The organism is Aquimixticola soesokkakensis, from assembly GCF_900172375.1.
Classification (GTDB): Bacteria; Pseudomonadota; Alphaproteobacteria; order Rhodobacterales; family Rhodobacteraceae; genus Aquimixticola; species Aquimixticola soesokkakensis.
Genome location: NZ_FWFS01000001.1, coordinates 319,072 through 337,679, shown reverse-complemented (window position 1 = coordinate 337,679; position 18,608 = coordinate 319,072). Strand labels below are relative to the sequence as shown.

Annotated in this window: 19 protein-coding genes; 6 read left to right on the top strand and 13 right to left on the bottom strand. The window is 62.2% G+C overall.

Annotation, left to right across the window (positions count from 1 at the left end; genetic code table 11):
* Positions 1–58 precede the first annotated feature (58 nt).
* Entirely contained in the window at positions 59–964 is a 906-nt protein-coding gene (locus AQS8620_RS01620; RefSeq protein ID WP_085835069.1) for a LysR family transcriptional regulator, read from the top strand.
* Between the two features lie 39 nt (positions 965–1,003).
* On the opposite strand, the gene AQS8620_RS01615 is transcribed toward AQS8620_RS01620, so the two are convergent.
* Complete coding sequence (locus AQS8620_RS01615; protein ID WP_085835068.1) at positions 1,004–1,930, bottom strand: OmpA family protein; 927 nt, start codon at positions 1,928–1,930, stop codon at positions 1,004–1,006.
* The gene (locus AQS8620_RS01610) at positions 1,927–2,661 is read right to left on the bottom strand and encodes a competence/damage-inducible protein A (RefSeq protein WP_085835067.1); all 735 of its coding nucleotides are present in this window, start codon (positions 2,659–2,661) and stop codon (positions 1,927–1,929) included. Before AQS8620_RS01610 ends, AQS8620_RS01615 begins: the two co-directional genes overlap by 4 nt.
* Before the next feature lie 46 nt (positions 2,662–2,707).
* Here AQS8620_RS01610 and sfsA point away from each other — a divergent pair, with 46 nt between their 5' ends.
* The gene (gene sfsA, locus AQS8620_RS01605; protein WP_085835066.1) at positions 2,708–3,379 is read left to right on the top strand and encodes a DNA/RNA nuclease SfsA; all 672 of its coding nucleotides are present in this window, start codon (positions 2,708–2,710) and stop codon (positions 3,377–3,379) included.
* Between the two features lie 67 nt (positions 3,380–3,446).
* Complete coding sequence (gene map / locus AQS8620_RS01600) at positions 3,447–4,265, top strand: type I methionyl aminopeptidase (protein WP_234990346.1); 819 nt, start codon at positions 3,447–3,449, stop codon at positions 4,263–4,265.
* Positions 4,266–4,523: 258 nt separating this feature from the next.
* Here the strand turns inward: map and AQS8620_RS01595 are convergent, their stop codons facing one another.
* From AQS8620_RS01595 to AQS8620_RS01585, 3 genes are read right to left on the bottom strand one after another with little or no spacing between them, the layout of a single operon-like run.
* A complete protein-coding gene (locus AQS8620_RS01595; RefSeq protein WP_234990345.1) occupies positions 4,524–5,192 on the bottom strand; it encodes an HAD family hydrolase in 669 nt (222 codons plus the stop codon).
* Complete coding sequence (gene rsmD, locus AQS8620_RS01590; RefSeq protein ID WP_085835064.1) at positions 5,189–5,749, bottom strand: 16S rRNA (guanine(966)-N(2))-methyltransferase RsmD; 561 nt, start codon at positions 5,747–5,749, stop codon at positions 5,189–5,191. Before rsmD ends, AQS8620_RS01595 begins: the two co-directional genes overlap by 4 nt.
* Entirely contained in the window at positions 5,749–6,957 is a 1,209-nt protein-coding gene (locus AQS8620_RS01585) for an NAD(P)/FAD-dependent oxidoreductase (protein WP_085835063.1), read from the bottom strand. Before AQS8620_RS01585 ends, rsmD begins: the two co-directional genes overlap by 1 nt.
* 78 nt (positions 6,958–7,035) lie before the next feature.
* Here AQS8620_RS01585 and AQS8620_RS01580 point away from each other — a divergent pair, with 78 nt between their 5' ends.
* The gene (locus AQS8620_RS01580) at positions 7,036–7,524 is read left to right on the top strand and encodes a peroxiredoxin (protein WP_085835062.1); all 489 of its coding nucleotides are present in this window, start codon (positions 7,036–7,038) and stop codon (positions 7,522–7,524) included.
* A 70-nt stretch (positions 7,525–7,594) separates the two neighbouring features.
* Here the strand turns inward: AQS8620_RS01580 and AQS8620_RS01575 are convergent, their stop codons facing one another.
* The 7 genes from AQS8620_RS01575 to AQS8620_RS01545 all read right to left on the bottom strand — a co-directional run bounded on the left by AQS8620_RS01575 (position 7,595) and on the right by AQS8620_RS01545 (position 14,457).
* On the bottom strand, positions 7,595–8,536 hold the full coding sequence (locus tag AQS8620_RS01575) for a mechanosensitive ion channel family protein (RefSeq protein WP_085835061.1): 942 nt from the start codon (positions 8,534–8,536) through the stop codon (positions 7,595–7,597).
* A gap of 7 nt (positions 8,537–8,543) precedes the next feature.
* Entirely contained in the window at positions 8,544–8,813 is a 270-nt protein-coding gene (locus AQS8620_RS01570) for a 4a-hydroxytetrahydrobiopterin dehydratase (RefSeq protein ID WP_085835060.1), read from the bottom strand.
* The gene (locus AQS8620_RS01565) at positions 8,800–9,993 is read right to left on the bottom strand and encodes a GNAT family N-acetyltransferase (RefSeq protein ID WP_085835348.1); all 1,194 of its coding nucleotides are present in this window, start codon (positions 9,991–9,993) and stop codon (positions 8,800–8,802) included. The genes AQS8620_RS01570 and AQS8620_RS01565 overlap by 14 nt, the downstream gene beginning before the upstream one ends.
* 61 nt (positions 9,994–10,054) lie before the next feature.
* On the bottom strand, positions 10,055–10,819 hold the full coding sequence (locus AQS8620_RS01560; protein ID WP_085835059.1) for a glycerophosphodiester phosphodiesterase family protein: 765 nt from the start codon (positions 10,817–10,819) through the stop codon (positions 10,055–10,057).
* A 9-nt stretch (positions 10,820–10,828) separates the two neighbouring features.
* Positions 10,829–11,296, bottom strand: coding sequence for a RidA family protein (locus AQS8620_RS01555; RefSeq protein ID WP_085835058.1), 468 nt, complete (start codon positions 11,294–11,296; stop codon positions 10,829–10,831).
* A 63-nt stretch (positions 11,297–11,359) separates the two neighbouring features.
* On the bottom strand, positions 11,360–12,724 hold the full coding sequence (locus AQS8620_RS01550; RefSeq protein WP_085835057.1) for an HlyD family type I secretion periplasmic adaptor subunit: 1,365 nt from the start codon (positions 12,722–12,724) through the stop codon (positions 11,360–11,362).
* On the bottom strand, positions 12,721–14,457 hold the full coding sequence (locus AQS8620_RS01545; RefSeq protein ID WP_085835347.1) for a type I secretion system permease/ATPase: 1,737 nt from the start codon (positions 14,455–14,457) through the stop codon (positions 12,721–12,723). The genes AQS8620_RS01550 and AQS8620_RS01545 overlap by 4 nt, the downstream gene beginning before the upstream one ends.
* A 299-nt stretch (positions 14,458–14,756) precedes the next feature.
* Here AQS8620_RS01545 and AQS8620_RS01540 point away from each other — a divergent pair, with 299 nt between their 5' ends.
* Both AQS8620_RS01540 and AQS8620_RS01535 read left to right on the top strand, forming a co-directional pair.
* A complete protein-coding gene (locus AQS8620_RS01540) occupies positions 14,757–15,509 on the top strand; it encodes an MlaA family lipoprotein (RefSeq protein WP_085835056.1) in 753 nt (250 codons plus the stop codon).
* Positions 15,502–16,107: an MlaC/ttg2D family ABC transporter substrate-binding protein gene (locus AQS8620_RS01535; RefSeq protein ID WP_234990344.1), complete on the top strand. Its 606-nt coding sequence runs from the start codon at positions 15,502–15,504 to the stop codon at positions 16,105–16,107. The genes AQS8620_RS01540 and AQS8620_RS01535 overlap by 8 nt, the downstream gene beginning before the upstream one ends.
* Positions 16,108–16,162: 55 nt before the next feature.
* On the opposite strand, the gene AQS8620_RS01530 is transcribed toward AQS8620_RS01535, so the two are convergent.
* Positions 16,163–18,481: a transglycosylase domain-containing protein gene (locus tag AQS8620_RS01530; protein WP_085835346.1), complete on the bottom strand. Its 2,319-nt coding sequence runs from the start codon at positions 18,479–18,481 to the stop codon at positions 16,163–16,165.
* Positions 18,482–18,608 lie beyond the last annotated feature (127 nt).

Here is an 18,608-nt window from a genome sequence, read left to right as displayed (position 1 = left end):
TGCCCGATTTCACCGACATACCGAGGGCCACAAAGACCTCAATATAGGTAGTTCGCGCATGGATCGTTTAACCGAAATGGAAGCCTTCGCCACTGTGGTGGATCAGGGTGGATTTACAGACGCCGCAAAGAAAATGGGGATTTCCAAATCCGCTGTTTCCAAACACGTCTCCGCCCTTGAGGCCCGTCTCGGCGCGCGGCTGTTGAACCGGACCACCCGCCGCGTCAGCCCCACCGAAATCGGGCTGGCCTATTACGATCGCGCCCGTCGCGTTCTCAACGATGCCGGTGAAGCGGACGCGCTTGTCACCTCGATGCAATCCGCGCCGTCGGGCCTGTTGCGCATCTCGGTTGCGACGGATTTTGGCGTGAACCATCTGTCGCCGGTGCTGGGCGAGTTCCTGTCCGAATTTCCCGACATCACGGTGAACATGGTGCTCAACAACCGCTACGTTGAACTGATTTCCGAAGGGTTCGACATGGCCGTGCGCATCGGCGAGCTGGAAGACAGCACGCTGCGCGCGCGCAAACTGACCGAAACCACCAAGAAAATGGTCGGCTCCCCCGCCTATTTTCAAAAATACGGCCGTCCGCAAAAGATCGACGATCTCAACGAGCACAAGCTGTTGCACTATTCCAACCAGGCCAATTCGGCGGTGTGGAAACTGACCGCGCCCTCAGGCGAAAAGCGGCAGGTGCGGACCGCCGGCTGGCTGACGGTGAACGACGGGCAATCCCTGCTCAACGCCTGTGTTTCGGGTCTGGGCATCGCTTACCTGCCCTCTTTCCTCTACGCCGACGCGATGAAGCAAGGCCTTGTCGAGGAAGCCATCCCCGATCTGCCGCCTGAAACCCAAGGGATCTATGCCGTCTATCCGCCGGGGCGCTTTACGCAGCCCAAAGTGCGCGCTTTCATCGACTTTCTGGTCAATTCCTTTGCCGAAAAAGGACCCGAAATCTGGTAAGGCCGGGGCGGGGTCACAGTCTTCAGGGGATTACAGCCTTCAGGGGGTCGGGGCCAAAATGGCTTCGACCCTTCTGTTTTGCGCGCGCCCCTCTTGCGTTGCATTTGGCGCACGCGGCGCAAGCCATCCCGCGCCCTCCACCGCCAGCCGGTCTGGCGCGATCCCGTAGCGCGCCGTCAAGCGCGCCGCGACCGATTGCGCGCGGGCCCGCGACAGGCGGATGTTGGCGGCCAATGTGCCATCGTTGTCGGAATGGCCAACCAGCACCACCCGCGCCTGCGGATGCGCAGCCATCCACGCCGCCAACGCCGCCAGCACCGAAAAATCGCGATTTTCCAAGGCGGCCTCGCCGGTTGCAAAGACCAAGTCATCCAGCACGGCCGCGCCGCGCGCAGTAAACTGCGCCTCAAGCGGCGCGGCGCTGTCGGGCGCAACGCTTTGACTTTGCGCGACATCGGTGTCGATGGGCGTCCCGCCCAACGGCACGGCGGGCAAAGGGGACACTTCGGTCAATTGCACAAAGCTGCGCGTGCCCCCCCGGCTTGCAAGGATCGCACGCGTTTCTCCCGCAGCCGTTTCCATCAAGACGTAGCGAAAATCCGACAAATCGACATGCATGTCAGGTTCGGGCAAAACCGTGTAGGAAAAGCGGAAATCAAAGCCGCCGCAGGCTTCGGTGTCGCAGGTGAAAACAACCGAAAACCCCATCTGCTCGAACTGGCGTTCCAGCGCCTGCGTCAGTTCGAACGGCGTTGCCCCTGTCACGCGCCACGCCGTTTGCACCACCGCGCCCGATTGCCGCGCCTCCTGGGGCACAGCTCCGCGCAAAGGCACGCGCGGCAGGATCACCTCGCCGCGCAGGCTGGCCTGCGCCGTCTGTTCCACATCTCCGGGAAGCACCAGCGCAAAGGCGGGCAGCGGCCCCCAAAGCGCCGCCATGCAAAACAGGCGCAGGCGGTCTCTCATGCAGCGCTGTCGGCAGGAAACAGAGCGGCAAGTTTGGTCATCGCCGCGTCGATCCGCGCGCCATCCGTGCCACGGATCACAATGTTGGTGCCGTAGCTACCGTTGCGGTTGAACGGGTAGCTTCCCATCGTCAGGTCGGGATACTCGGCGGCAAGCGCCCCCAAAGGAGCTGCCACTTGCCCCTCGCCCCGCTCGATGCGGTAGCTTTGCGACAGCAACGGCGCGCCGCCGGTCAACCCTGGCAAGACAGAGGCCACCATGGCCTGAAACACATTGGGCACACCGGCCATCACATGCACATTGCCGATGGTGAAACCGGGCGCAATCGACACAGGGTTTTCGATCAGCGTTGCCGTAGAAGGAATGCGGGCCATGCGTTTGCGCGCCTCGTTGAATTCCGCCCCCGTGCGCGCGTAATGCGCCGCCAGCAGATCGCGGGCATCATCGCGCACGTCAATCGTATCGCCAAAGGCGCGGGCAATGTTATCGGCGGTGATATCGTCGTGGGTCGGCCCGATGCCCCCGGAGGTAAACACGTGATCGACGCTGGCGCGCAGGTCATTCACAGCCGCGACAATCGCATCCCCGGAGTCCGAGACGATGCGCACTTCGATCAGGTCGATGCCCCGTTTCACCAACTCGCCCGCGAGGAAATGCATATTTGCATCGCGCGTGCGTCCCGACAGGATTTCATCGCCAATCACCAGCATGGCAGCAGTCGGGTTGGGCATCGGGGCACTCCTTTTAAACGGTTGATGATAGGTATAGAACTGCACCATGCGCTTTCAAACCCCTTTGATCGAAGCGCGGCTTTTACGCCGCTACAAACGCTTTCTCGCCGACATCCGCTTGCCCGACGGGCGCGAGGTGACGGCCCATTGCCCCAACCCGGGTTCCATGCTTGGGATGGCCGAGGCGGGGAGCCGGATCTGGGTCGAACCCAACGACGATCCGCGCAAGAAACTCGACTATGGCTGGCGCTTGTCACAGGTCGCGGATGCGATGGTGGTGGTGGACACAGGCCTTGCCAATAAGGTCGTGGGCGCGGCGCTGCGCGCAGGCCAGATCGACGGGCTGACGGGCGCCGTGCGCGCAGAAGTCCCCTATGGCGAAAAATCCCGTGTGGACTTCGTGGTCAACGAGACCTTTGTGGAGGTCAAATCGGTCACCCTGTCGCGTCAAACCGGCCTTGCCGAATTTCCCGACAGCAAGACGGCACGCGGCGCAAAACATCTGGCCGAACTGGCCAAGCTGGCACAAAACGGCACGCGCGCCGTGATGCTCTATCTGATCAGCCGCGACGATTGCAGCGCATTTGACCTTGCGCGCGACATAGACCCTGCCTACGGGCAGGCGCATGACCTTGCGCGCGCGGCGGGGGTCGAAATCTTGTGCTACGGTGTGGATATTACGCCTCAAAGCATCACTTTGGGGACAAAGCTGCCCTAGGGTCAGCACATCTGGCCAAGCGGTCAAATCGCGCTTATATGGGGGAAAAGCCGAAAGGATCGATCCCTTGGAAGAAACACATCGCAGCCGCCTGACCAAAAACGGCATTCGCATCTACGAGGACGCGGATTTCCAGGGGATGCGCGATGCCGGCGCGGTCACGGCGCAAATTCTGGACGAAGTCGCGGCGCTTGTTGTGCCCGGTGTGACCACCGGCGAGTTGGACGCCTTCATCGAGCGGCGCGTGGTCGAGCTTGGCACGAAATCCGCCACCATCGACTACAAAGGCTATAAACACGCCTCCTGCATTTCGATCAACCATGTGGTGTGTCACGGCATTCCCGGATCGAAAAAGCTCAAGGACGGTGACATCCTCAACATTGATGTGACGGTGATCAAGGACGGCTGGTTTGGCGACAGCTCGCGCATGTATGTCGCAGGCACCCTGTCGCGCAAGGCAGAGCGTTTGATCGAAGTGACCCATGATGCGCTGATGATCGGCATCGAAGCGGTCAAACCGGGCAATACGTTCGGCGATATCGGCGCGGCGATCCAGACCTATGTCGAAGCGCAGCGCATGTCCGTTGTGCGCGATTTTTGCGGTCACGGCTTGGGCCGCGTGTTTCACGCCCCGCCCAATGTGCTGCACTACGGGCGCGAAGGCACGGGGCCGGTGCTTGAGGAGGGTATGTTTTTTACCATCGAGCCGATGGTCAACCTCGGGCGTCCCGAAACCAAGGTTCTGGGCGACGACTGGACGGCTGTCACGCGCGATAAGTCATTGTCGGCACAGTACGAACATTCAATCGGGGTCACTGCGACTGGCGCGGAAATCTTTACGCTGTCCCCGACCAACACCTTCCACCCCACCTATAAAAAGCCCTAAATCGCCCCCGTTCCCCTGCGAATGGGCGGCATTTTACGCGGGTTTTTCTTGACCGCTCCCCTGCGCTCGGCCACAAAAGCGCCGCGCAGGCCTATGTCCGCGCCAAGAGCGGTAGGCGCATCGCTCCTTGGAAAGGGCTGGCCGGGGTGGGTGGCCCTTTCTCCGTTTCTGGCCTCTTTCGGACCTCTTTCTTTCCCTTCAGCGCTGATGCTGACTGTTAGGGTGACCCTCTATGATCGGCTGGCGCGCAGGCTTGCCCTAGAGACCGATCAGAGACGCCAGCTTGTACATGTCGTGAAACGGTTCTGCCCCCACAGCCGCCAGTCGCGCGGCATCTGTCCGCTCCGCATAGCCCAATGTCCGCATTCCCGCGCGCACGCCAGCCGTTGCGCCCGTCGGACTGTCATCCACAAACAGGCAGGCCTCGGGGGCAACACCCGCCTGCTCTGCTGCCGCAAGCACCAGCCGCGGATCGGGCTTGGCATAGCCCACATCATGTGCGGAGAAAATTCGCCCTTCGAGGCGCGCAAAGACTGCCGGATGCTTTTGCTTGAGCGTGATCTCCATTTTTGGCATCGGCCCGTTGGAGGCAACCGCATAGGCAATACCCGCCCCGTCCAGCGCATCCAGGGCAGCAACGATGCCGCGCACCAAGGGTACATCCGTCCCCCGCAGATGCGCGAAAACCTTTTCGTAGGTGCGACTTGGCCAATCACCGTCCAAATCCGCCCCCGCGGCGCGCGCCTTGTCGGCCAGCGTGTAAATCGTGCCGCCGACGTAATCGTTTTCCAGCTCGTGCATCGTCAGATCAAGACCGCGCTCGGCCAATTCACCGCGCAAAAAGCCCAGCAGCACCGGCTCGCTGTCCACGATCACCCCGTCACAGTCAAAAATTACCAAAGACGGCAGGGAGGTCGAGAGGGTCATAGGCGCTCCAATAGCGAAATCGTTGTGTCGCCATAGCGGCGGGCGTCGAGCAGGTCCAGCTCGGGCGGTGGCACTATGTTAGCGCTATCTTCCCAGACCACAAGCGCCCCCTGCGCAACCCAGCCACCCGCCAGCGCGCTTGCAACCGCCTTTTCCCCCAAACCCTTGGCATAGGGTGGATCGAGAAAGACCAAAGTGGCGGGCGCGCCGCTATTGGCAGGCAAACGGGTCGCATCGCAGCGCAGCAGGCTGGTCTGGGTTTGCGCCTTGAGCAGGGTGATATTGGCGCTGACAAGACTTTGGGCTTTGCGCCCGTCCTCAACGAATGTGACCTGCGCCGCGCCGCGCGACAGGGCCTCAAGCCCAAGCGCACCGGTGCCCGCGAACAGGTCCAGCACCACCGCCCCCTCAAGCGGCGCCCCAAAGCGCCCCCCGTTCAGCACGTTGAACAGGCTTTCGCGCACGCGGTCGGTGGTAGGGCGCAGATGCGCGGCGGGATCGCCCTTTCCCACAGGGGTCAAGGCGCGTCCACGATGCAGGCCCGCGATGATCCGCATCAGGCGCTCAACAGCGGCTTGAGGTCGGCACTGGCGTCTCCGACGAGGCGCGGATCGGCAGTTTTGCCCGCTTCGATCAACCGTTTTGCGACCATATAGGCGCGCGGGTCGTTCATCGCGTCGATCGCAATCAACTGTCCGTCGCGGTAATACCAATGCGAGCGCGACGCCCCCCCATCGCGCACCACCGTCTGATCGTGACCCGTCGACAGACCCGCAATCTGCAATTTGCAGTCGAACTGATCGGACCAGAACCATGGCTTTGGCGTGTAGGGTATACCTTGGCCCAGCATGTTTTTCGCCACGATCGTGCCCTGATCAATCGCGTTGCCGACGCTTTCCAGCCGCATGTGTTCCCCGCCATAGGGAAAGGACGCACAATCGCCCGCCGCGAAAATCGCAGGGTCCGAGGTACAGCCAAGCGCGTCCGTGCGGATACCGTTTTCAAGGGTCAGACCCGCCATTTCTGCCAGATCGGTGTCGGGCAGGATGCCAACCCCGACGATGACAAAATCCACCTCCAGCAAGGTGCCATCGCTCAGAACAGCGCGCTCGACAGCCTCTGTGCCCTCAAGGTGGTCAAGCCCGCAAGACTCGCGGATGGTCACACCGTGGCGCTGATGCAGGTCGCGAAAATAATCCGAGGTCTCAACCGACGCGACGCGCTGCAAGATGCGCGCCGACATTTCAACCAGAGTGACCTCAAGCCCGAGCTTGGCCGCGACCGCCGCCGCCTCCAGCCCGATGTAGCCCCCGCCAACGATCAATAGCCGCTTTCCGGCGGTAAACTGCGGGCGGATCGCATCGGCATCCGCCAATGTGCGCATCGTGAAAACGCCCGCCAAATGCCCCCCGATAGCGGCAGGCAAGCGGCGCGCGATGGCCCCCGTGGTCAGCGCCAGCCGATCATAGGACAGGCGTTCTCCCCCCGCCAAACCAAGCGTCTTTTCCTGCGTATCCAAGCCCGTCACACTCGCCCCGAGGCGCAGGTCGATCCGGTTTTGCGCATAGAAGCTTTCGGGGCGCAAAGACAGGCGCTCCAGCGACATCTCGCCCAGCAAATAGGCTTTGGACAGAGGCGGGCGCTGGTAGGGCGCGGCGGTTTCCGCCCCAATCAGCGTGATCCGCCCCTCAAAGCCTTCGCTGCGCAACGTGGTTGCAACCGTTTGCCCGGCCTGCCCTGCGCCGATGATGACGAACTGCTGCATCTTTTTACCTCTGGTTCAACCTTTGCGAAAACCTATATCGTCAGGGGGAGAAATGACAACGGACCAAGGACAAAACAAATGGCAGTACAAATCGGCGACACCCTTCCGGGCGCGAACCTTTTGACCCTCACCAGCGAGGGGCCGCAATCGGTCGCACTTGCCGACAAACTGGCAGGACGCACCGTTGTGCTCTTTGCCGTGCCGGGGGCCTACACGGGCGTCTGCACCACCGCGCATGTGCCCTCTTTCATCCGCACCAAAAGCAAGTTCGACGAAAAAGGCGTCGATGAGGTCATCTGCATTTCCGTCAACGACCCCTTTGTCATGGCCGCCTGGGGCGAAAGCACCGGTGCGACGGCCGCGGGTCTGACGATGCTGGCCGATGCAGAGGGCGCATTTACCGCCGCGATCGGCATGGATTTCACCGCCCCGCCCGCAGGGCTGATCGGGCGCTCCAAGCGCTATGCGATGGTCGTGACAGACGGTGTGGTCAAAACCCTCAACGTCGAAGAAAGCCCCGGCACTTGCGAAATTTCCGCCGGTGAGGGCCTGCTCGCGGACATGTGAGACCTCTTGCAAGGACGAAAAAGGGCACCCAAGGGTGCCCTTTTGCATGTCCACTGACACCGCACGCCGCTTAACCGACGTGGGCCTCGTCATTGTCATCGTCGCCGTCCAGCCCTTTGACATTGGTGTTGGCGGGTTTTGTGTCCGTGGGGGCCTCGCCTTCGTCAAGGTAGGACACGGTGACATTGGGAAAGGGAATGTCGATATCGCCGGCATCGAATGCTTCTTTTACCGCGCGCGTCATGTCGCACTGGAAAGCAAACGCATCCGAGTTCGCGCACCAGACGCGCACGAGAAAATCAACAGAGCTGTCGCCGAGATTGTTCACCTGGATGAAGGGTTCGGGGTCCGTGTGGGCCCGCGGATCGCCCATGATGGTCGCGCGGATAATATCCTCGGCCTTTTTCAGGTTGGTGCCGTAGCCCACCCCGAAGGTCCATTCCACCCGGCGGGTGTTGTTCACCGAATAGTTCGTGATCGTATTCCCCCAAACCTCGGAATTGGGGATGATGATCTGCACATTGGCAAGGTTCGCAAGCTCGGTAAAGTTGAGCGAGATATGCTTGACCGTGCCCATCTGCCCGCCGATCACCACGAAATCCCCCTGCTTGATGGGGCGAAAAAACACGATCATCACACCGGCCGCCACATTCGACAGCGTGCCTTGCAGGGCCAAACCGATGGCCAGACCCGCAGCACCGATAACGGCAACCACAGAGGTGGTTTGCACCCCGAAGGTGTTGAGAACAAAGAGCAAGGTAAAGGCAATGATCGCATAGCGCAGGATATTGCCGAGGAAATCAAACAGCGTGGGATCAAAGCGTTCGTTCTTTTGGGGCAAGGTGCTCAGGCGGCGGTTGGCCCAGCCTGCCAGCGTGAACCCGACCACCAGGATGAAAACGGCCCCGAGGAAAGACCCGAGGACACCGGCCAGAAAATCAATCGTCAGATAGTCGCCCAGCGAATTCCCGTTCCAGATCGGCGTTGAGATGAGGTTGTTCAGTTCTTCCATAGATCGCTCAGAGTCCTTCGATTTTGCGGGCCAGACCGGTGTCCTTGTCCGTCAGGCCCCCGGCGTCATGTGTCGTCAGTTCCAGATGTACTTTGTTATAGTCAATGCGGATGGAGGGATGATGGTTCCGCTGTTCGGCCAGCGCGGCCACTTGGGTCACAAAGGCCATGGATTGGCGGAACGTGTCAAAGCGATAGGTCTTAGACAGGACCTCGCCGCTCAGGGACCACTGCGCTGTCGTCAGAGCCGACAGGTCTTGGGGATCAGGCTTGGACATCTTCGTCTCCTGTGTGTTTGAAGGGGCCGTAGCTGGTCAGGATGTCGACTTCTTCCCCCACGGCCACGCGTTCTGCATCGCAAAAATTCTGCACCGCCTGCGCGAAATCGGGATCGGCAATCCAGTGCAGCGAATGGGTGGCGGTCGGCAGATAGCCGCGCGCCAGCTTGTGTTCGCCCTGCGCGCCGGCTTCGACCCGCGACAGGCGATGGGCAATCGCAAAGTCGATGGCGCGGTAGTAGCAGAGTTCGAAATGCAAAAACGGATGATCCTCGACGCAGCCCCAGTAGCGGCCATATAGCACATCGCGCCCGATAAAATTGAGCGCACCGGCAACGGGAACCCCTCCGCGCAGCGCCAGCACCAGTGCAACATCCTCGCGCATCCGCTCCTGCACCACGTCAAAAAACGCACGCGTCAGATAAGGCGCGCCCCATTTGCGCGCGCCGGTATCTTGGTAAAACATCCAGAAGGCGTCCCAATGTTCGGGCCGGATCTGGTCACCGGTCAACGTGACAATCTGACCCTCGGCATCGAACGCCGCGGCGCTGCGGCGCTCGCGTTTGATCGCTTTGCGTTTGCGCGCGGCCAGATCGGCCAAAAAGGCATCAAAATCGGCATAATCGTGGTTGTGCCAGTGAAACTGCTGCCCCAAGCGGCGCATCAGACCCATTTGCGCGCCCGCATCCGCCTCGGCTTCGGTGCAAAACGTCAGATGCAACGACGAGAGGTGATTTTCCGCCGCCAATTGCACCATGCCCTGCACCAGCGCCGATTGCGCCACCTGCGCATGTTCGGATTTGACCAGCAAACGCCGCCCCGAGGCGGGGGTAAAGGGCACGGCAACCTGCAGCTTGGGGTAATAGCGCCCGCCCGCACGATCCCATGCCTGCGCCCATGCATGGTCGAACACATATTCGCCCTGCGAATGACCCTTGGCATAAAGCGGGGCAACGCCGATCAGCACGCCGCCCTGACGCGCGGCCAGATAGCGCGGCATCCAGCCGCTATCGCCGCCAACCGAGCCGGAGACCTCAAGCGCGTGCAAGAACCGGTAGGTTGTGAACGGGTCATGCGGACGCCCGCCATCCGCCAATTCCGGCGCGGCGCAGGCGTCCCAGTCGGCCTGACCGATTTGGTCAAGCGCGGTGTGGACCGTGATTTCGATCTGCTCGCTCATCGGGCCTTCTTTCGCCTCCATCACATGGTCCACTCTTGCGGCGGGTCAAGGCGCAGGCCGCTCATGCGGGCAGGTAGCCCTCAAAGGTGACATTCTCGGCAATTTTGCGCGCCTCTGCCTCTTGCTCGGGCGTGCGGATGGTCCAGCACAAAATTGGCGTGTTGCAGGATTTCAGATCCCGCACCCGTGCGGCGTCCAGATCCTTGCGATCATGGGACACAAAACTTGCGCCAACCCGCTCGAAATCGGGAATTTGCGCCAGTTTTCGCCGCAAGGCATCGGGCAACAACGGCCAATCCGCGCTTGAATAGGCACAGGTTGTCAGGCCACGCGGGCGTGTCGGCATCAACCGCCCGCAAGCGGCAACCGCATGGGGGTTGAAAGACATCAGCGCAACGTCGCCCGCGTAGTTGGTAAGGGCGCGCGCGGTTGCAACCTCCAGCGCGCCCGTGTTTTCGCCCATCATTCCGTCCTGATCCTTGATCTCGATCAGCAGGGGCACGCGACCATTCACCAGCGCCAGAACCTCGCGCAAGCTCGGAATGCCGCTTTCGCCGGTCAGCAACGTGTAACTGGCCAGCGAGGCGGCTGTTTCCTGGGCAAGGGGGCCGTTTTTTCCTGTGAGCCGCCGCAGATCATAGTCGTGAAACACCATGGCCTCCCCGTCGCGCGACAGTTGGAGGTCGATTTCGATGCCATAACCGCGCTCAACGGCGGCGCGCACCGCTTCACGGCTGTTTTCGGGCCGCCCCGCGTCGCGGTCATGCAGCGCACGATGGGCGATCGGGCGGCGCAGGAAACTGTCAGGCAGGGCCAGAGGTTTCATTTTTTCGCCCTAGACCAGCTCGAAAATGGCTTCGATTTCAACCGCAACGCCAAAGGGCAGCGAGGGCGCAGAGACCGCAGAGCGCGCGTGCCGCCCCGCATCGCCCAGCACCGCAACCATCAGGTCGGACGCTCCGTTGATAACCTTGGGCTGATCGGTGAAATCGGGGGTCGAGTTCACGAAACCCACAAGTTTGACGAGCCGCTTGATGCCCGACAGATCACCGCCGCAAGCCGCTTGGGCCTGGGCCAGAAGGCTAAGGGCGCAAAGCTGCGCGGCCTGTGCGCCCGCCGCGACATCCAGATCGGCCCCGAGTTTGCCCGTCACCAAACCATCTGCCCCGTTGGAAATCTGCCCCGAAACATGCAGCAAACTGCCGACCTGGACGAAGGGCACGTAGTTTGCCGCAGGCGCAGGCGCTGCGGGCAGCGTCAGGCCAAGAGCGGCCAGGCGGTCGAGGGGTGTTTGATCAGACATGCGCGGGGTTCCTTGCGGCTGTGATTGCCCGCACGCTATCCCAGCGGCGTGTCCGCGAAAACCTTAATCCTCGCGAAAGGCGCGCATGAAATATTCGCTAAACGGCTTCACAAGATAGGCCAGCGGCGAGCGATCCGAGGTCTTCATGTAGGTTTCCACGGGCATCCCGGGAATCAGGACATCGCCCTCGGGCAGTTTCGCCACTTCGTCCTGTGGCAGGCGGATTTCAGCGCGATAATAGGTGGCCCCTGTGCGCTCGTCGGTGAAACTGTCGGGCGAAATGCGCACGATCGTCCCGTCCACTTCCGGCGTCGTGCGCGTGTCGAAGGCCGGAAAGCGCACCGAGACGGCCTGTCCGGGAAAGACCTGATCGATGTGGATCGGGCTGACTTTTGCTGCGATCACCAAGGGGCGGTCTTGGGGAACGATGTAAAGCACCGGATCGGCGGCACGCACCACGGCCCCGGCGCCAAACACCGTCAGCCCGTAGACGATTCCACTGACGGGCGCGCGCAATTCAAGACGCTCCAACCGGTCTGCAAGGCTTGCGCGTTCCTGCGCGGCCTGCAAAAGCGCGCTTTTGACATCGCGCATCTCGGTGATGGCGGCTTCGCGTCGATCCGTGGCGTTTTTGAGAACCACCAGATCAACCTCGGTAATTTGTTGTTCGGCCTGCGCAATTTGTGCGGAAATCGCGCCAAGGGCGCCCGCCACTTCGGACGCATTGCTGCGCAGCGCCAGAATGGTCGAGGATTGTGCCAACCCGCGATCAAACAGGCTTTGCTGGTTTGCAATCTCGGCGTTGGAAAGCGCCAGTTGCTCGGACAGCGCCCTTTGCTGGGCTTTCAGGCCGACGACCTGTGCCTGAATCTGCTCGCGCCGCTTTTCCAGCTGCGCGACCTCCTGTTCGGCGGTGACCAGACGCGCGGCCAGCAATTCGCGCTGCCCGTCCAGAATGCGCTGCACGTCGGGGCGCGCCTGTGCGGCATCGGCCAGCACCTGCGGCACGATCAGCGCGCGGCGCGCGTCACGCTCGGCCTCAAGCCGCGCCTCGCTTGCGAGATATTCATAGTAGCGCGCGTCGGCGATGGCGAATTGGCTGTCCAGCCCGACCGGATCGAGGCGCATCACCGGCTGGCCTTCCTGCACGAGGTCGCCCTCCTTGACCAACACCGCGCGCACCTGCCCGCCGTAAGGGTGCTGCACGACCTGGCGGTTCTGCTCGACCTCGATCTGCCCCGAAGCGACCACGGCCCCCGCGATGGTGGAGAAAACCGACCAGCCGCCAAATCCCAAAAGCAGCAAAGCGACGCAGACCCAGCCAAGGATCAACGCGCCGCGCGGCGACCAGTCGCTGGAACTTGCAAGGGATTGCGGTGCGGTGTCGGGCGCACGCAGACCGATGTCCTGATGCGGCGGTCTGGTCATTGCACACCTCCCGGCCCCGGTTTGCGCAGAATTTCGGCACTGTTTTGCACCATGTCGCGCAGCACTTGATCGCGCGGACCAAAGGCGCGCCGCAGCCCGCCGTCGATCACCAAAAGCCGTTCGCATTCCTGAATGGCAGCGGGGCGATGCGCCATGATCAACACCGCGCTCCCTTCTGCCTTCAGGCGGCGGATCGAGGCATTGAGCGCCATGGAGCCCTCGTTGTCGAGGTTGGAATTGGGTTCGTCGAGGATCAGCAGGACCGGATCGCCATACAGCGCCCGTGCAAGGCCGATCCGCTGCAACTGCCCGCCCGACAAGCGCCCGCCAGAAGCAGTGACCATGGTGTCATAGCCACGCGGCAAGGACAGGATCATGTCATGCGCGGCGGCTTTGCGGGCGGCAGTGACGATTTTTTCGTCGTCGCGCACCTCCGCGAGGCGGGCGATATTTTCGGCAATCGACCCTTCGAACAACTGCACCCGTTGCGGCAGATATCCGATATGAAGCCCCAGAACATCGGGGTCATATTGATCCAATGTCGCGCCGTCGAGCCGGATCGAGCCGCTTGCAGGGCGCCAGACCCCCGTCAGGGCGCGCGCCAGCGAGGACTTCCCTGCCCCCGACGGCCCGATGACACCCACCGCTTCGCCGGGCGTCACCTCAAAGGAAATCATCCGCAGGCTGGCGATGGTTTCTCCCGGTGGCACGATGGAAAGTTGATCCACCTTCAGCTTGGCAGCGGGGCGCGGCAGGGAGGTCCGCGCCACCTGCGGCGCGACCTCGCCCAGAAGGTCGCTGAGTGCGGCCCAGCCCGTGCGGGCGCGTTGATAGACGCCCCATTGTCCGATCGCGACCTCGATCGGTTGCAAGGCCCGCCCCATCAGGATGGACGAGGCGATCATCACGCCCCCCGTCGCCTCCATGCGCAGCACCAACAATGCGCCCAGCGCCAGCATGCTCGATTGCAACAGCAACCGCATCCCGCGCGAGGCAGACGAATAGCCCGACGAGGCGTCCGATGCCTGAATGCCCTCGACCAGCGCCTGGTGGCGCGCGCCTTGCCAGCGGCGAAACGCAGCGCCCTGCATCCCCAGCGAGCGCACGCTTTCGGCACCGTCGCGCAGCTGTTGCGACATCCGGCTGGACAGGGCGCTTGACAGCATCGCTTCGCGGTTGGGGCCGCGGCTTTGGGTTTGGTTCAGCACCGCAATGCCCACCAGAACCGCGCCGCCACCCAGCGCCAGAAGCCCCAAAAGCGGGTGAAAGATGGCAATGCCAAGCAAGAACAGCGGGGTAAACGGCAGGTCGTATAGAGCCGAGACGATGGGCGACGACAAAAAGCGGCGGATCGCGGAAAGGTCCTCAAGCGGGTCTGGCAGTTCGACCGCCGCGCGCGGCCCCGAGGCCCGCAAAAGCGCAGCGGCAAAGACCCGCTGATCCAGCCCGTGTTGGAAATTCGCACCAACCCGCGACAAGAGCCGCGAGCGCACGATCTCCAGCAGGGTCATCATCATGTATAGAAACACCACAAGGCCAAAGAGCGCCGCCAATGTCGCCTCGGACTGGCTGCCCAGAACCCGATCATAGACCTGCAACATGAAAATCGGTCCGGTCAGCATCAAGGCATTGATCAAAATGGAAAAAAGCCCGACAGCCCAGAACAACCCGCGATTTTCACGCCGCGCGCGGCGCAACTCCTCGCGCCCTCTGCTGGTCTGACTTTGCTTCATCGCGCCCTCGTCCCCTTGCCCCACACCTACCGGCCACAGCGCGCTGGATGTCGCTGGCTGATGCCCCCTGACGGGGCCTGTGGCACAGGCATTTCATTCCCAAGCCTCATACCATAGCAGGCCAAGGACCATCGCATCTGTTGTCGTGCACCCCGACAATGCGTATACCTTTTTTCAGCCTATACCCTATGGTATCGACTGCTGCAGCGTAACCTTTGGCCCTCACCAAACCATTAATACCGCCGTGGCAGCTTTGCATCAATTCACGCGCCCTGCGCCGTGCCCCAAAGGACCCTGCCATGACCCGCACGCCCGCCCGCTTTGCTCTTGTCCTTTGCCTGACCGGACTTGGCGCCCTTGTTGCGGGCTGCGCCCAGCCCCAGGTGGGCCGCGATATGAGCGACCCCTACGAGGTCCAGAACCGCTCCGTTTTAAGCGCCGTGATCGCCTCGGACACGCGCACGCTGCGCCCGGTGTCGCAGGCCTATGGCACACATGTCCCCGCCCCCGCGCGCACAGGGCTGTCCAATGTCGCAAGCAACCTTGCGCTGCCCGCCATGGTGGTGAACGACATTCTGCAGGTCAAGCTGGGGGATGCGGTGCAAAATACCGCGCGGTTCGTGGTGAACACGACACTCGGCCTTGGGGGGCTGTTTGATCCCGCAGGTCAGGGTGGACTCACCGCTGAACACACCGATTTCGGCGAAACCCTGCATGTCTGGGGCTTTGGCGAAGGGGCCTATCTGGTCGCGCCGGGTATCGGGCCGACCACCACGCGTGACTTCGTCGGAAAAGCCGTGGACATGGTTCTGGACCCGCTTGGCTATGTCATCACCGCCCCCGCCAGCTACGCCACCACCGGCGTGAAGCTGACCGAGCGCTTTGATGACCGCTACACCTACGCCAGCACGATCGACGAGGCCTTCTACAAGTCTGCCGATCCCTATGTCGTCGTGCGCGACGCCTACCTGCAAAAACGCCGCTACGAATTGGGTATGAGCGATGCGCCCGATTCTGGCACCTATGATATCTACGAGGACCTTTATGAGTAAGATCGATCGCCGGCGCCTTCTGGCGGGACTTGCAGGCGGCATGACCGCAGTGGCCTTACCGTGGCGCGCAGCAGCGTTTTCGACGGACCAAGCCAGTGTTGTCATCGGAAAGGTTGTCAGCGAAATCAATGCGATCATCGCAACCGCCCCCTCCGAAGCGCAGATGTATCGCAAGTTCGAGGCCGTCCTCGTGCGCTATGCCGATGTGCCCACGATTGCGCGCGGCGTCCTTGGGGTGACGGCACGCAGCCTGCCCGCCAAGGATCTTGCCGCCTTCACCCAAGCGCTGCAGGTCTATATCTCGCGCAAATACGGCAGCCATTTTCGCGAATTCGTCGGCGGGGCGATCGAAGTGGTCGAAACCCGTGCCATCAAGTCGATTTACGAGGTGCGCTGTCAGGCGCTTCTCAAGGGACAAAGCCCCTTCGAAATCGCCTTTATCGTCGCGGATGCGTCGGGGCGCTTTGTCGACCTTATGGTCGAGGGGATTTCCCTGCTCAAATCCGAGCGCGCCGAAATCGGGTCCATGCTGGACAGCGCCGGCGGCCAGATCGCGCCGGTGATCGCGCGGCTTGAGGCCTATCAGCCCAACGCCTGAGGCCAAAAAAAGCGGCGCGCAGGTAATCCCGCGCGCCGCCTGTCACAGGTCAGGCTTAGTTCCCGCCAAAGATATTGCGCAACACGTCGCCAAAGACCTTTTCGGCCGCATCGCCGATGCCCTTGATCACCTCTTCAGGCGTTTGGACCTGCCCGCCGCCTTGCGGCTGGTTGTACTGCGGGCCCGCGCCAAAGGTCTGCCCCTCGGAGGCAGGCGCGTCCTGACCGGCCACCTGCGGCGTCACACTGGGCTGGGTTGCAGGGCGGATCATCGGCAGCGGATTGCCCGGCGTGTCGCCCTGCACCCGCACCATGGTCTCGTGCCAGATTTCTGCGGGCAAACCGCCCCCCGTTACCCCGGTGAGAGGCCGGTTGTCATCATAGCCCATCCAGACACCGACAACATAATCGGCGGTAAAGCCCATGTACCATGCATCGCGCGCGGCTGAGGTGGTGCCGGATTTACCCGCAATTTCAAGCCCGTCGATGCGCGCGCGCGTGCCCGTGCCCCGCTCCACGCCCTGATACATCATATAGATAAGCTGCTCGGCGCTTTCGGTGGAAATCACCCGTTCGCCCATGCCGCCTTCCTGCCCCATGAGCGGCGTCTCGTCCCCTTGAAGGCGCAATTCCAGCAAACCATAGGGGGTCACCGAGGTGCCGCCGTTGAGGATTCCCGCATAGGCGCCCGTCATTTCCATCAATGTGGATTCCGACGCCCCGAGTGCCAGCGCCGGACCGGCGGCAAGGTCGGATTTGATCCCGAACATTTCCGCCACCGTGCGCACATTGTCCAGGCCCACGTCCATCGCCAGTTTGACGGCGGGGATGTTTTGGGACTTGGCCAAAGCATCGGTCAGCGTCATCGGACCGACGAAAGAATTGGTGTAGTTCTTGGGCGACCAGGGGCCGGAGCCGGGAATATTGACCGTCAGCGGATCATCCAGAATGACGCTGTCGTAGCGCCAGCCCATTTCCAAAGCCGCCGCATAGACGAAGGGCTTGAAGGACGACCCCGTCTGGCGATTGGCCTGAATGGCGCGGTTGAACTGACCCGCAACGCCCTTGAACTTGCGCCCGCCGACCATGGCGCGCACGGCCCCGTCCGACGACATGACGACGATGGCCGCCTGCGCTTCGGAGCCTTCCTTGACCTTATTGTCAAAGATGTACTGCACCGCATCTTCGGCCGCCTTCTGGATGCGCGAATCGAATGTTGTTTTGATCACCACATCTTCCGTGGTGTCCGATGTCAGGAAGGATGGCCCCGAGGACATGATCCAATCGGCATAATACCCGCCCGCACGGGCCTCGGCGGCCTCGCTCAATTCTGCCGGATTTGCCTTGGCGGCGTCGCGCTGCGCATCGGTGATATATCCCTGCTCGTCCATCAGGTTGACGACCACCGCCGCGCGGTCCTGCGAACGTTGCAGGTTGCTGGTAGGCGCATAGCGCGACGGCGCGCTCAGCAGACCCGCGAGCATGGCCGCCTCGGCGATGTCAACCTCGGCGGCAGATTTGCCGAAATAGCGCTGCGACGCGGCCTCGAACCCGTTGGCACCGGCGCCCAGATAGGCGCGGTTCATGTAGATCGTCAGGATCTCGGATTTGGAATATTTCGCCTCCAGCGCCATCGCGTAGATCATTTCCTTGATCTTGCGCACCAGCGTGGTTTCGCGGCAATCGGCCTCGTATTCGGTTTGGTTTTTCCATTTACTTGCATCGAAGGGCACGCCAAGGCACAGCAGTTTCGCTGTCTGTTGCGTCAGCGTCGAGCCGCCGTGACCCGACAATGGTCCGCGCCCTTCGCGCAGGTTGATGCGAATGGCCGATGCGATGCCGCGCGGGCTGATCCCGAAATGGCGATAAAAGCGTCGGTCCTCGGTGGCGACAATCGCATTCTTGAGATTGGGCGACACGGTATCGGCGGTAATTTGCCCGCCGAACTGCTCGCCGCGCCACGCAAAGACCTGACCCGAGCGATCCATCATCGTCACCGAGCCGCGCTGCCGCCCGTCGAGTTGATCCTGAAGTGGCGGAAGACCCGCGTAAAAGTAGAACACCGCCCCGCCCAAAAGCAGCGCCACGATCAGCGCGCCGCGCCATGCAAGCGCAAAAATCAGCCGGAAAATCCAACCGAACAGGAAATGAAACAGGCGGAGAATCGGGTTCGAGGGCCGTTTGCGTGGCGTGGCTGTGGCCCGATTGCGCGGCTTGCGGGGCGGCTTGCCCGCGCCACCGCCTGTGCCACTCCCCCCACGCGCTTTACGCCGCGATGCCGTCGATGCGGCCTTGGAGCCTGCCGTCGCGGGTTTGCCCGCGGGATAGCGCTTGTCCGCCACCAATCTGCGCGAACCACCTGAATTTCCTGCCATAATCGTGCCAACTTCGTTGTGCGTTTGACGCGGTCCCCCCATGGGTACCACATCTTGTTCTGGCCAGCATAACGTGGCACTGCGGGAATGTTTAGACGGTTCTGCCCGCCGCCGCGAGAGCGTAAAC